Source organism: Longimicrobiales bacterium, from assembly GCA_035764935.1.
Lineage (GTDB): Bacteria > Gemmatimonadota > Gemmatimonadetes > Longimicrobiales > RSA9 > DASTYK01.
Map to the genome: position 1 here is coordinate 1 of DASTYK010000133.1, position 12027 is coordinate 12027.

The window sequence follows — 12027 nt, forward strand, 5'->3', positions numbered from 1 at the left end:
TGCCGCGGGCAGCCGCACGATGAATTCCGAACCGACGCCGAGCTCGCTTTCCACGCGGATGTCACCGCCCATGAGTCGAGCGAACCGGCGCGCGATTGCGAGGCCGAGCCCCGTCCCGCCCGAACTGCGGGAGAAGCCACCCTCGACCTGGTAGAACTCCTCGAAGATGCGCTCACGCTCCTCGTCGGGAATGCCCGGCCCGCTGTCGCGTACCCTCACCTCCGCCGTGTCGCCGTGCAGCCGCAGGCTCAGGCGCACGGAGCCGGAGGGTGTGAACTTGACTGCGTTGGAGAGCAGGTTGATGACGATCTGCGTGAGCCGCGTCTCGTCGGCCTTGACCGTGATCGGCTGCGCGACGTTCTCCACCTCGAGCTCGAGGCCCTTGGCAGTGGCGAGCGGCGCGACCTGCTCGCTGGCGCGCGTGACGATGTCGCCCAGGTCCGTTTCCACCAGCACGAGGTCCATCCGGCCCGCACCGATCTTGGCCAGGTCGAGCACCTCGTTGATCAGCCCCAGCAGGTGCTTCGAGGTTTCGCGCACGCGGCTGAGCATTGCGCGCTGGTCCTCGTTCAGCTCGCCCTTGACCCCGAGATCGAGCAGGTCCGAGTACCCCATGATCGCATTGATCGGCGTGCGCAGCTCATGCGACATCACGGCCAGGAACTGGTCCTTGGCCTTGGTCGCCTGGCGCAGCTGCTGGTTGACCTCCTCCAGCATCTCCGCCTGCCGCCGCAGCTCGCGGTTCGTGTGGCGCAGCATCTCCGCGTACTGGTGCTCGTCGGAGATGTCCCGCATGACCATGGCGGCGCCCGCCGGCTGGCCGTCCGGCGTGACGATCGGGCCCGCGGAGATCGAGAGGTGGCGCTCGGTGCCCCACGGGGAGCGGACGATGAAGGTGGCACGTCGCACCCTCTCACCCCGCAGGGCGCGGGTCAACGGCAGCTCGGACGCGACCATGGGGCGGCCGTCGGCCGACACCAGCCCGAAGCGCGTCGGCCAGTCCGCCAGCGGGATGTTGTCCGACAGCTCCTCACCGAGCAGCTCCGCCGCCGCGGCGTTGGTGCGGTCCAGCCGGCCCGCCGCGTCCACGACGATCACGCCGTCCGCCATCTGGTCGATCAGCGCGGCAAATCGGAGTGCCTCGCGCTGCGCCCGCTCGCGCTCCTCCTCGAGCGAGGAGAACAGCTCGGCGGTCCGCAACGCGGCGGCCGCCGGCGCTGCGAGCGCCTGCGCGAAGGCCACCAGCGCCGGCGGGAACTCGCGGGGCTCGGAGAAAATCTCCCACGATGCCACACCGACCGCCCGGCCGGCGATCAGCAGCGGCACCGTCACGGACGCGACCGGCGCTTCTGCGCCGCCCGTCACGCCGAGCAGCGGACGCTCCCGGCTCCGCCCTTCGTTCACGTACGGCTCGCCCGTGGACGCTGCCTCCACGATGTGCGGCGGCATCATGTTGACCGGGGCCCGGACCTGGCGAATATCCTCGGACAGAAGGCGATCGGTGGTCCCGGGCACGTCGCGGAAGACCATGCGACGCCGTCCGACCAGCACCTCCCCCTCGTCCTCGAAGGTGTAGAGCGAGGCGACGTCCGCGGACAGGATCTCGGCCACGCCGCCGAGCAGGAACTCGATCACCGTCTCCGGATCCAGCGACGTGGAGAGCTGCTGCGCGGCCCGCTGTGCCGCCTCGAGCTGAACCGCGAGGTCACGCGCTTCCCTGGCGCGCTGACGCGCTTCGCCGGCGGCCAGCCGCGCCGCCTCCTCCGCGGCCTCGCGGCGCACCAGCTCTTCCCGCTGCAGGTTGATTGTGCGGCGCAGGAAGAAAAGGATCGCCGCAATCGCCAGGGCGAGGGCGGTACCCGCGACCCAGACGGCGACCCGTTCGGCCCGGACCAGGCGCGTCTCGGGCGGGCGGTACGCGATGTCGACCCGCCAGAAGGAGTCGGCGACGCGGACCGGCTTGGAGACCGTGGGCCAGCCGCCCGGCGCGGTGTTGGAGGTGAGACGGACGTCGTTCGGGCCGCTGAGGCTCCAGAACACGTCCTGCAGTGAGTCGGCCACCGCACTGGCGGCGATCCGTGCCACGCTCGTCGGGTCCAGCTCGCCGGCGATGACGTTGCGGACCGCGGCCGTATCGCCGCGCACGACCGGGCTGAACACGACGACCCGCCGCCCGACCGGAAAGTCGATGACGCCGGAGGCCGTCGTTCGACGCGTCGCACGCGCTCGCAGGTATGGATTGGAGAGCGCGGTATCGGCAGCAATGTTGCCGAATGGAGAGCCGATCATGGTACCGCTCGCGCGCACCGGCTGCCCCGGGCGGTCCACGTCGATGATCGCGATCCCGACCAGGCCCGTCATTCTGCCGGTCACACTGTCCAGTGCCGCGACCAGCGTCTGCTGGGAGACGGAATCCTCGACCGAGGTGAGCTGCAGCTCGGCGGCCGTCAGTGCTCCCAGCCGCTCGTTGATCGCATTCTCCAGCTCGTTGCCGAGCACCGTCGCACGGGCGGCCGCCCGCTGCTCGACTGCCTGCTGATCGCGCTCGACCCGCCCGCTCCGTTCCCGGTCCACGAAGAACACACCGGTCATGACCAGTGCGAACGCGAGCAGCGGCATCAGGTCGGCATACTTGCTGACGGTCCAGTGCTTCTTCACAGGCACACTCCGGCCGTTCCTCCCGCCCACGCTCCTCCGCAAGGTCCGCTGTTCCGCATCTGGCCCATCAGGCGCACGATCCGTACCCCGCACGCGTGGTGTGCCCACAAGGCTGCTTCGAGGTGCCATGCGGGCTTTTCGCACGCCCGCCGCACCGGCATCTTGGCTTCATGCGACGTCGATTCATCTTCTCTCTGGCTGCGGTCGCCGCCATCGCGGCTGCCTCGCTCACATGCTCCCCCGTGTACGTGCTGCGGGCGGGGTACGAGGAGGCCAGGATCCTGAGCCGTCGCCGGCCGATCAGCGACGTGATCCAGGATGCCGACACGCGCGACGTGACCCGCGACAAGCTCAGGCTCGTGCTCCGGGCGCGCAACTACGCGGCACGCGTCCTCGACCTCGATGCCGGGGACAGCTTCACCACGTACTCGTGGGTCGACAGCGATACGCTGCTGCTCGTCCTGTCGGCGGCACGCAAGGATCGCTTCGAGCCGTACACGTGGTGGTTTCCCATCGTGGGGCGGGTTCCCTACAAGGGCTACTTCGACTTCGAGGAGGCCCACGAGCAGGCACGTCGGCTGGACGCGCGGGGCTACGACACCCATGTGCGCCCCAGTGCGGCGTTCAGCACCCTCGGCTGGTTCAATGATCCGGTCCTGAATACCGTCCTGCGCTACGGCGACATCGACCTCGCCCAGACCGTCATACACGAGCTGACCCACAACACGATCTACATCGGCGGCCAGGCGGGCTTCAACGAGAGCTTCGCGACATTCGTCGGTGACCGCGGGGCCGCCGCCTTCTTCTGCGACCTGGAGGGGCCGGACAGCGAACCCTGCAGGGTCGCCACAGACGCCTGGCACGACACGATGCGCTTTGGCGCGTTCCTCCAGCAGCTCGTCGATCGGCTCGAAGCGCTGTACGCGCAGGAGCTGCCGCTCGACACGGTGCTCGTGCGACGCAGCGCGATCTACCAGCAGGCGCAGGAGCAGTGGCAGCGCACCCATGTACCTGCGCTCAGGACCGGCGCGTTTGCCGGGTATTTCGATCGGCCGCTCAACAACGCCGTGCTGATCGGGGCGCGACTCTATTACCAGCGATTGGACCTGTTCGAGGCCGTGTACCAGCACTATGGCCGGGACCTGCGACAGGCGGCGCGTGCGATCGAGGACGCGGCACGCTCGCGCGAGGACGATCCCTTCGCGGCGGTCGAGGCGCTGCTGGCAGCACCCGGCGGCGTGCCGTAGCGGCTGGACCGCGGCTCGCGTCCCCCTTGGCGCACGGCCTATATTTCCCGATTCACTCGCGTCCCTCGAACGACTGCAGCATGACGACGGAAGCCCGGACCGGCTACCAGCCGGCAGAGATCGAGCAGAAGTGGCAGGCACACTGGGCCGAGCGCGGCACCAACTCGCTGACCGACGAGCGACTGCGCACGGCCGAGCGGCCGTTCTACAACCTGATGATGTTCCCGTACCCGTCCGCCGAAGGGCTCCATGTCGGGAACATGTACGCGTTCACGGGCGCGGACATCTACGGGCGCTGGAAGCGCCTGCTCGGCGAGGACGTGTTCGAGCCGATCGGCTTCGATGCGTTCGGCATCCACTCGGAGAACTTCGCGCTCAAGCAGGGCACGCATCCGATGGAGCTCATTCCGAGCAACATCCGGAACTTCACGCGCCAGCTCCAGCGCATCGGTGCGATGTACGACTGGAACCACACCGTCGACACGACGGCGCCGGAATACTACCGCTGGACACAGTGGATCTTCCTGCAGCTCTACGAGATGGGGCTCGCCGAGAAGAAGGAGGCACCGGTCAACTGGTGCCCGTCGTGCAAGACCGTGCTCGCCAATGAGCAGGTGATCGCCGGCGCGTGCGAGCGCTGCGGCACACCCGTGGAGACGCGTACGCTCTCGCAGTGGTTCTTCCGCATCACGAAGTTCGCGCAGCGACTGCTCGACAACCTGAGCTGGATCGACTGGTCGGAAACGACGAAGAAGGCCCAGGAGAACTGGATCGGTCGCAGCGAGGGCGCGCTCGTCCACTTCCCGGTTGCACGCGCGAAGGTGGCGGAGGACCGGCATGCCGCGGCGGAGCTGCAGCCGGACCGGAACCGCATCAGCGTATTCACGACCCGGCCCGACACGATCTTCGGCGCGACGTTCATGGTGCTCGCACCCGAGCACCCGCTCGTCGAGCGGCTGACGAGCGACGCGCAGCGCGCCGAGGTCGAAGCATACCGTGCGCACGCCGGCTCGCTCGACCTCGTCAGCCGTCGCAAGGCGGACGAGAAGGAGAAGACCGGCGTCTTCACGGGCGGCCACTGCATCAATCCGGCTACGGGCAAGGAGATCCCCGTCTGGATCGCCGATTACGTGCTGATGGAGTACGGCACCGGTGCGATCATGGCCGTGCCCGGCCACGACGAGCGCGACTTCGAGTTCGCGACCAAGTTCGAGCTGCCGATCGTGCGCGTGGTCGCTGCGCGCGAGAGCGACGCGGGTGTGCCGCTGGAGGAGGCGTACGTCGACGACGGCGTGCTCGTGAACTCCGGTGACTTCGACGGCATGGACGTCCAGCGTGCAAAGCAGGCAGTCACGGCGTGGCTCGCGGAGCGACAGGTCGCCGAGGCGCGCGTGCAGTACCGCCTGCACGACTGGTGCATCTCGCGCCAGCGCTACTGGGGACCGCCGATCCCGATCATCTACTGCGACGCGTGCGGCACGGTGCCCGTCCCGGAGAAGGACCTGCCGGTCGTGCTGCCGTACGTCGAGAACTACAAGCCCGACGAGAGCGGCATCAGTCCGCTCGCGCGCGATGAATCCTGGTACCGCGTACCGTGTCCGGAGTGCGGCGGACAGGCGCGCCGGGAGACGGACGTCAGCGACACGTTCCTGGACAGTGCGTGGTATTTCCTGCGCTATCCGTCGGCAAACCGCGATGATGTTGCGTTCGATGCGAAGCTGACGGAGAAGTGGCTGCCCGTGAACATGTACATCGGGGGCGAAGAGCACGCGGTGCTGCACCTGCTGTACTCGCGCTTCGTCACGATGGCACTGCACGACAAGGGGCTGATCCCCTTCGAGGAGCCGTTCACGACGTTCCGCAAGCACGGGCTGCTGATCAAGGAAGGCTCCAAGATGTCCAAGAGCCGCGGCAACGTCGTCATTCCCGACCGCTACCTGGAAGAGTGGGGCGCGGACGCGTTCCGCACGTACCTGATGTTCCTCGGCCCGTACCAGGAAGGCGGCGACTTCCGGGATCTCGGACTGCAGGGGCCCTACGGGTTCCTGAGCAGACTGTATGACACCGTCGTTCCGGCATCGGCACTCGGCGAGCAGCAGCCGTCCGGGTCCATCGAACAGAAGCTGCACGCGACCATTCGCAAGGTCACCGAAGACATCGGTGCCCTGCGCTACAACACGGCGATCGCAGCAATGATGGAATACCTGAACGCCGTGCGCGAAGGCGGCCGCGCCGCGAATCGCGCGGAGGTCGAACCGCTCGTCGCGCTCGTCGCACCCTTCGCGCCGCACCTGGCCGAGGAGCTGTGGCAGGAGCTCGGCCATGCGACGTCGCTCTTCGAGGAGCCGTCATGGCCGTCGTTCGATCCGGACAAGGCGACCAGCGACGAGGTCGAGCTCGTCGTGCAGATCAACGGCAAGGTGCGCGCGCGCATCGGAGTCACTCGCGGCATCGGCGAGGATGAGGCGCTCTCGGTTGCGCACGGTGACGAGAACGTTGCGCGTCACCTGGCGGACCGCACCACGCGCAAGGTGATCTACGTGCAGGACCGGCTGCTGAATATCGTGGTGAGCTGACGTGGTATGACGCGCCTGCACGCGGCAAGATTCCGTCACACGCTGCGTCAGGGCACGGCGGTTGCACTGCTCACGGCCAGCGTCCGGCAACAGGTCGGACGGCATCACTGCAGCACCGGAGGCAACATGGCCGATCGCAAAGACCTGCACCGTGAGGGCACCGAGAACCGCGTCGAGGGCGCGGCAGAGGAACTCGAGGGCAAGATCCGCGGTGGTGTCGGCGACGCACTCGATGATCGCGACGAGCACATCAAGGGTCGCGCGAAGGAGATGAAGGGCAAGATCAAGAAGAAGTTCGGCGAGGCGCAGCAGGACGTTGCTGACCGCGACCGGAACCGCAATCCCTGATCTCCGTCCGACGTGAACCAACGACACCGCCGCATGTGCCCCACGCGCGTGCGGCGGTGTCGATTTTTATCCCGCGAGAACGCTTCCCTCCAGAGCGGAATTCACTATGTTTCGACGCGTCCGGCGGCAGCAGAAATCGGTGTCGCGCGGGGTTGACGGCCCCCTCTGCGGGAATTAGCTTTCTGTTCTGTCAACGACGCGGGGTGGAGCAGTCTGGTAGCTCGCCGGGCTCATAACCCGGAGGTCGCGGGTTCAAATCCCGCCCCCGCTATACCCGCGCCGCACGTCGACGCGGGTTTTCTTTCGCAGCGTGGCGACGCGCGCGCGGAAGGACATCGCAGGCCGACCGGAGTACTGGTGGCTTCGACTGGCTGAATGACAGTTCGGGTGGGCAGACGGCCAGGTAGCTCAGTTGCCTTCGGCGACTTCGCAGATGGAACCGGAGTACTGGTGGCTTCGACTGGCTGAATGACAGTTTCGGGTGGGCAGACGGCCAGGTAGCTCAGTTGGTAGAGCACACGACTGAAAATCGTGGTGTCGGCAGTTCGATTCTGCCCCTGGCCATGCGGCAGTAACCGGTCGGACGCGGGAACCGGACGCCCGTAGCTCAATTGGTAGAGCACCGGTCTCCAAAACCGGGGGTTGCAGGTTCGAGTCCTGCCGGGCGTGCTCTTGAAAGATTCGGTTGGTAACAGGCCCCCATCGTCTAGTGGCCTAGGACATCTGGTTCTCAGCCAGAAAACCGGGGTTCGATTCCCCGTGGGGGTATTGGGAGGCTGCCTGAGGGCAGCGCAGGACTCGGCTCGCGTAGCTCAGTTGGTAGAGCACTTCCTTGGTAAGGAAGAGGCCACGGGTTCGAGTCCCGTCGCGAGCTCCATGCGGCAGGCCCCCATCGTCTAACGGTTAGGACACCAGTCTTTCAAGCTGGGAACCGGGGTTCGATTCCCCGTGGGGGCGTCCTGGATCGAGGTGGTCTGGAAGGTGGCTCCGGTCACCAGTCGTGAAATGGAAGTTGTTGTTGCGGGCGTAGCTCAGTTGCCTTCGGCGACTTCGCGGGGGTACTGAGGTTACAGGTGGCTCCGGTCACCCGGGCCGCACCAGAGATGTGAGTGCGCGGGCGTAGCTCAGTTGGTAGAGCGTCACGTTGCCAACGTGAAGGTCGCCGGTTCGAACCCGGTCGCCCGCTCTGAGAGAAGGAAGCGGCATCCGCCGCGTGGGGGCTGTAGCTCAGTTTGGTTAGAGTGCGGCACTGTCACTGCCGAGGTCGCGGGTTCGAGTCCCGTCAGCCCCGCTGAGTATCGTGATTGACAATTCGGGTTGGGTCCGGAGCGGCGCCGGCCGCTCCACTGGTCGGTAGCTGGGGCTGTAGCTCAGTTGCCTTCGGCGACTTCGCTCCGCGCGAGGGGAGCCAGGGCAATTCGGGTGCACAGACCCGCGAAGTTGGTGGACCGGGGCTGTAGCTCAGTTGGGAGAGCGCCTGAATGGCATTCAGGAGGTCAGGGGTTCGATTCCCCTCAGCTCCACTGTGCGGCCCCGGCGGCCGTGTTCGCTCGGATGGCGGAATTGGTAGACGCGCTAGGTTCAGGACCTAGTGGGGGCAACCCCGTGGAGGTTCGAGTCCTCTTCCGAGCATGGATCAGTTGGACGCCCACGTGCTGGAATTGGCAGACAGGCTGGTTTGAGGGACCAGTGCCAGAAATGGCGTACAGGTTCGAGTCCTGTCGTGGGCATTTGTTCGACGCACCGGTGCCGGCAGGAGTCGGCCGGTCACGGTGGGGTACCGAAGCGGCTAAACGGGACAGACTGTAAATCTGTTGGCCTCAGGCCTACGAAGGTTCGAATCCTTCCCCCACCATGTCGCTGTGCGGCTCGTTCGCGCGGCGGGCGCGTAGCTCAGTTGGTTAGAGCGCTACGTTGACATCGTAGAGGTCACAGGTTCGAGTCCTGTCGCGCCCATGGGTCACAAAGTAGATGGGGCTGTAGCTCAGTCTGGGAGAGCGCTGCAATCGCACTGCAGAGGTCAGGGGTTCGAGCCCCCTCAGCTCCATTTCGACCGCCACCGTAGCTCAGGGGTAGAGCACTCGATTCGTAATCGAGCGGTCGTCGGTTCAAATCCGACCGGTGGCTTGGCGCGAGACTTCGCAGGTCTGGAACCGCAGCATGGATGGTATCCCGCGGGAGTAGCTCAGTGAAACGAAGGCTTCCTTCGGGCGCGCCTGCGGCGGCTTCGCAGAGTTGTTCGAGTACTGGTGGCTTCGGTCGTTGGAATCGCAGCATGGATGGTATCCCGCGGGAGTAGCTCAGTTGGTAGAGCATCAGCTTCCCAAGCTGAGGGTCGCGGGTTCGAGCCCCGTCTCCCGCTTGTGCGTCGCCGGCGCTGCGTCGTCTGCCGGACCCGACAACACTGCCCCTTGGTGTAATTGGCAACACGCCTGACTCTGGATCAGGAGAGTCCTGGTTCGATCCCAGGAGGGGCAATACGCAGGACGGGAGAGGTAGCCAAGTGGTTACGGCAACGGTTTGCTAAACCGTCGCGCCCGAAAGGCGCGCGTGGGTTCGAATCCCACCCTCTCCGTTGGCCGCCGGCCACCCGGCCGCGGACGTCGTTCGAGGACGGGTGTCCGAGTGGCTTAAGGAGCACGATTGGAAATCGTGTGGGGTGCAAGCCCTCGTGGGTTCGAATCCCACCCCGTCCGTTGTGGCAGCAGGTAACCGGAGCGGCTTCGGCCGCGGGAGTTCGGGGAGTAGCTCAGCCCGGTAGAGCACTGCGTTCGGGACGCAGGGGTCGCAGGTTCAAATCCTGTCTCCCCGATTGTCGTGGGAAGGCTTGCCTTCCCCGTGGCAAACGGAACGCCCGGCAGAGGTCACTCTGCCGGGCGTTTTTTCTTGTACGACGTCCTGCTTCTCCGCAGGCGCGATGTCAGATGTCCGCGGCGATTGCTTCGTCCAGCAGACGTTCCAGGTCCGCACGGGATACGGCACCGACCTGCCGCCGGTACTCGCGACCGCCGCGGAAGACGATCAGCGTGGGGATTCCCCGGATCGCGTAATGCACCGCCATGGTCGGGTTGCGGTCCGTGTCGAGCTTGCCGACCAGCACCCGGCCCGTGTAGCGACTCGCTACGTCATCCAGCACCGGCGCCATCGCCTTGCACGGCCCACACCAGTCGGCATAGAAGTCGACGACGATCGGGATGTCCGACTCTTTGACGACCCGTTCGAGGTCGTTGTCGCCCACCTTGACCGGTCGATCGAGCAGGATGGGCTTTCCACACTCCCCGCACTTCGGTCGATCCCGGGCGCGGGCGGCATCGATGCGATTCAACGTGCTGCAGAACGGGCAGGCCAGCGTGATGCGTTGAAGAGGCCTGGTACTGGACGGAGTGCTCATGATTGCCACCTCATCGATCGACCAGCGAGTACGCGCTCCTGACGCCGCTGCAAGAGAATTGCCCGGACGCACGCTTGAAGGTCTGTACCCCTTCCAGTATATTTTTGTGCTGGATTGGGGGCGCAAACCGCTCCGAGGAGGCGTAGTCTAACTGGTAAGGCAGCTGATTCGAAATCAGCCGGGTTAACACCCTTGGGGGTTCGAGTCCCTCCGCCTCCGCTCGATCCCCGGTCATCTCGGTGACCGGGGATTCTCATTTCCCCATGGCTCGTCCGCTCCGGGCAGATCCCGCCTGCACCTCGCCCCGACGGTTGCAATCCTTCGCTCACCGGACGAACTCATGCACAGCGAGGAGCCGCGCACCCTGCTCGCTGGTGTGCCAGAGAACGACCTCATAGGTCTCTCCATCGACCAGCGGTTCGGGCTCCGAGCCCGTGGGCCCTTGGGGGCCACGCCGTACGTCACCGGCGGAGCGACATCTTTGGAGTCCTCGTCGCCACCTGGAGTCCTCGTCGCCACATTGCGAACTCCCGTCGCGTCACTGTCGCACGCGATCAACGCCGACCCGCGACGGAACTCCCTGCCCGCCGTCGTGCGCAGGATAGCGAGCCAGTGTGCCGAGCACGTCGAGCGCGCTGCGCAGCCGGGCGGCTCGCTCGAAGTCGTGGCTGCGCGCGGCTCGTCGCATTTCGCGGAGCAGCCGCTTCCGGAGTCGGAGATCTCTGCCAGTCAGTGAGTCTGCCAGGGCTCGACTCATGCGGATCGTGCGGCGACGCATCAGATCAACGCTTTGATCGCGACCGAACGTGTGGTGATCGAGCGTGTAGAGCCGACGGACCGTTGTGATTGCCTGGCGCAGCTCCGTGCTCCGCGGACAGGGCCCGAAGTATTCTGCGCCATCCGATTCTGCGCACCTCACCAGGTTTACGCACGCGTTCCGCCCGGTGCGTACGCGGAGCAGCGGGTACTGCTTGTCGTCTCGAAGCCGGATGTTGAAGCGCGGCGTGTAGGTCTTTATCAGCCCGGCTTCGACGAGGAGTGCCTCGTCCTCGGAACCGAGCGGGATGTGTTCGACTGTGTGCGTGCGTCGCACGAGTAAGTCGATGCGCAGACTGCGGGCACGCGTGTCACGGAAGTAACTGGATACGCGTCGCCTCAGGTTTCTGGCCTTGCCGACGTAGAGCACCGTTCCACCCCGGTCCCGGAACAGGTAGACGCCCGGCGTGCCCGGCAAGTCGCTGAGTCCTCCGTGTTTCATGTCGCAGGCACCCCCGGGGTGCAGCGCGGGTCACAGGAGGTCGCGAAGGGATGCGACGCGCAGCTCGGAAGCGGTTCGCTGCGCGTCACATCTATGCGAACCAGTGGATCGCGGGTGCTGCCGGGCGGCACACGTCCGCGTCGTACCGGAGTCCCTGCTTCAGGTAGCGGTGAACCTGCTCGTCCGTGAGATGCTTCCACGCATAGAGCTCGACGCCGTCCGCGTCGCGACGCGCGATGCGAAAGCGTCCGCCGACGTAGCCGATATAGGCCATTGCGGGCCAGGAAATGGCGCGCGCTGTGACGTGCAGGCACTGGTCATGCCCGAGCGGCTCGACCGCCTGGGCGATTCGCATGGTGTTGATGGTCAAATCGACGCCCGTGAGATCCAGCGGCACGAGCGCGCGTGTGGCCGCCTCGTGCGGCAGGCTCTGCCCTGCGTGACCGTTTGACTGAAGCACAGTCGGCTGTGGGCATTCCGTCTGCTGCTCGCCGGCGCGTCGCTTTCTCCGCAGAAAATTCATCTGAACCGTGATCCGGGTGAAGGACG

Annotated in this window: 7 protein-coding genes and 21 tRNA genes; 24 read left to right on the forward strand and 4 right to left on the reverse strand. The window is 66.1% G+C overall.

What is annotated here, in order from left to right:
* The coding region (locus tag VFU06_10675; protein ID HEU5209868.1) for a PAS domain-containing sensor histidine kinase at nt 1-2658 on the reverse strand (2658 nt) is incomplete at its 3' end.
* A 170-nt stretch (nt 2659-2828) separates the two neighbouring features.
* Here VFU06_10675 and VFU06_10680 point away from each other — a divergent pair.
* From VFU06_10680 to VFU06_10790, 23 genes are all read left to right on the forward strand, one after another.
* A complete protein-coding gene (locus VFU06_10680) occupies nt 2829-3905 on the forward strand; it encodes an aminopeptidase (GenBank protein HEU5209869.1) in 1077 nt (358 codons plus the stop codon).
* Nucleotides 3906-3985: 80 nt separating this feature from the next.
* On the forward strand, nt 3986-6481 hold the full coding sequence (leuS, locus tag VFU06_10685) for a leucine--tRNA ligase (protein HEU5209870.1): 2496 nt from the start codon (nt 3986-3988) through the stop codon (nt 6479-6481).
* Nucleotides 6482-6607: 126 nt separating this feature from the next.
* Entirely contained in the window at nt 6608-6829 is a 222-nt protein-coding gene (locus VFU06_10690) for a CsbD family protein (protein ID HEU5209871.1), read from the forward strand.
* 197 nt (nt 6830-7026) lie between these two features.
* Nucleotides 7027-7100 (forward strand) — tRNA-Met (locus tag VFU06_10695).
* A gap of 220 nt (nt 7101-7320) precedes the next feature.
* A tRNA-Phe gene (locus tag VFU06_10700) sits at nt 7321-7393 on the forward strand.
* 32 nt (nt 7394-7425) lie between these two features.
* Nucleotides 7426-7498: transfer RNA gene (locus tag VFU06_10705), tRNA-Trp, on the forward strand.
* Between the two features lie 26 nt (nt 7499-7524).
* Nucleotides 7525-7597, forward strand: a tRNA-Glu gene (locus VFU06_10710).
* Between the two features lie 33 nt (nt 7598-7630).
* A tRNA-Thr gene (locus tag VFU06_10715) sits at nt 7631-7706 on the forward strand.
* Between the two features lie 8 nt (nt 7707-7714).
* A tRNA-Glu gene (locus tag VFU06_10720) sits at nt 7715-7786 on the forward strand.
* A 156-nt stretch (nt 7787-7942) separates the two neighbouring features.
* Nucleotides 7943-8015 (forward strand) — tRNA-Gly (locus VFU06_10725).
* Nucleotides 8016-8045: 30 nt separating this feature from the next.
* Nucleotides 8046-8120: transfer RNA gene (locus VFU06_10730), tRNA-Asp, on the forward strand.
* 159 nt (nt 8121-8279) lie between these two features.
* Nucleotides 8280-8352: transfer RNA gene (locus VFU06_10735), tRNA-Ala, on the forward strand.
* Between the two features lie 25 nt (nt 8353-8377).
* Nucleotides 8378-8461 (forward strand) — tRNA-Leu (locus VFU06_10740).
* Nucleotides 8462-8475: 14 nt separating this feature from the next.
* Nucleotides 8476-8559, forward strand: a tRNA-Leu gene (locus VFU06_10745).
* Between the two features lie 41 nt (nt 8560-8600).
* Nucleotides 8601-8684 (forward strand) — tRNA-Tyr (locus VFU06_10750).
* Nucleotides 8685-8711: 27 nt separating this feature from the next.
* Nucleotides 8712-8785: transfer RNA gene (locus VFU06_10755), tRNA-Val, on the forward strand.
* Nucleotides 8786-8802: 17 nt separating this feature from the next.
* Nucleotides 8803-8876, forward strand: a tRNA-Ala gene (locus VFU06_10760).
* Nucleotides 8877-8884: 8 nt separating this feature from the next.
* Nucleotides 8885-8956, forward strand: a tRNA-Thr gene (locus tag VFU06_10765).
* Nucleotides 8957-9118: 162 nt separating this feature from the next.
* Nucleotides 9119-9191: transfer RNA gene (locus tag VFU06_10770), tRNA-Gly, on the forward strand.
* 43 nt (nt 9192-9234) lie between these two features.
* A tRNA-Gln gene (locus VFU06_10775) sits at nt 9235-9307 on the forward strand.
* Between the two features lie 11 nt (nt 9308-9318).
* Nucleotides 9319-9404: transfer RNA gene (locus tag VFU06_10780), tRNA-Ser, on the forward strand.
* A gap of 36 nt (nt 9405-9440) precedes the next feature.
* Nucleotides 9441-9525, forward strand: a tRNA-Ser gene (locus VFU06_10785).
* 42 nt (nt 9526-9567) lie between these two features.
* A tRNA-Pro gene (locus tag VFU06_10790) sits at nt 9568-9641 on the forward strand.
* Between the two features lie 108 nt (nt 9642-9749).
* On the opposite strand, the gene trxC is transcribed toward VFU06_10790, so the two are convergent.
* Nucleotides 9750-10220, reverse strand: a complete 471-nt coding sequence (gene trxC, locus VFU06_10795; protein ID HEU5209872.1) for a thioredoxin TrxC — start codon at nt 10218-10220, stop codon at nt 9750-9752.
* Between the two features lie 136 nt (nt 10221-10356).
* Between trxC and VFU06_10800 the strand changes: the two genes are divergently transcribed.
* A tRNA-Ser gene (locus VFU06_10800) sits at nt 10357-10439 on the forward strand.
* Nucleotides 10440-10758: 319 nt separating this feature from the next.
* Here the strand turns inward: VFU06_10800 and VFU06_10805 are convergent.
* Both VFU06_10805 and VFU06_10810 read right to left on the reverse strand, forming a co-directional pair.
* Nucleotides 10759-11478 (reverse strand): GIY-YIG nuclease family protein, encoded by a 720-nt coding sequence (locus VFU06_10805; protein HEU5209873.1) that lies wholly within the window; start codon nt 11476-11478, stop codon nt 10759-10761.
* 91 nt (nt 11479-11569) lie between these two features.
* Nucleotides 11570-11938, reverse strand: coding sequence for a hypothetical protein (locus VFU06_10810; GenBank protein HEU5209874.1), 369 nt, complete (start codon nt 11936-11938; stop codon nt 11570-11572).
* Nucleotides 11939-12027 lie beyond the last annotated feature (89 nt).

Excerpts from the sequence above, each read along its gene's own strand:
- VFU06_10680 (HEU5209869.1), top strand. The coding sequence starts at position 2,829 with ATGCGACGTCGATTCATCTTCTCTCTGGCTGCGGTCGCCGCCATCGCG.
- leuS (HEU5209870.1), top strand. The coding sequence starts at position 3,986 with ATGACGACGGAAGCCCGGACCGGCTACCAGCCGGCAGAGATCGAGCAG.
- VFU06_10690 (HEU5209871.1), top strand. The coding sequence starts at position 6,608 with ATGGCCGATCGCAAAGACCTGCACCGTGAGGGCACCGAGAACCGCGTC.
- trxC (HEU5209872.1), bottom strand. The coding sequence starts at position 10,220 with ATGAGCACTCCGTCCAGTACCAGGCCTCTTCAACGCATCACGCTGGCC.
- VFU06_10805 (HEU5209873.1), bottom strand. The coding sequence starts at position 11,478 with ATGAAACACGGAGGACTCAGCGACTTGCCGGGCACGCCGGGCGTCTAC.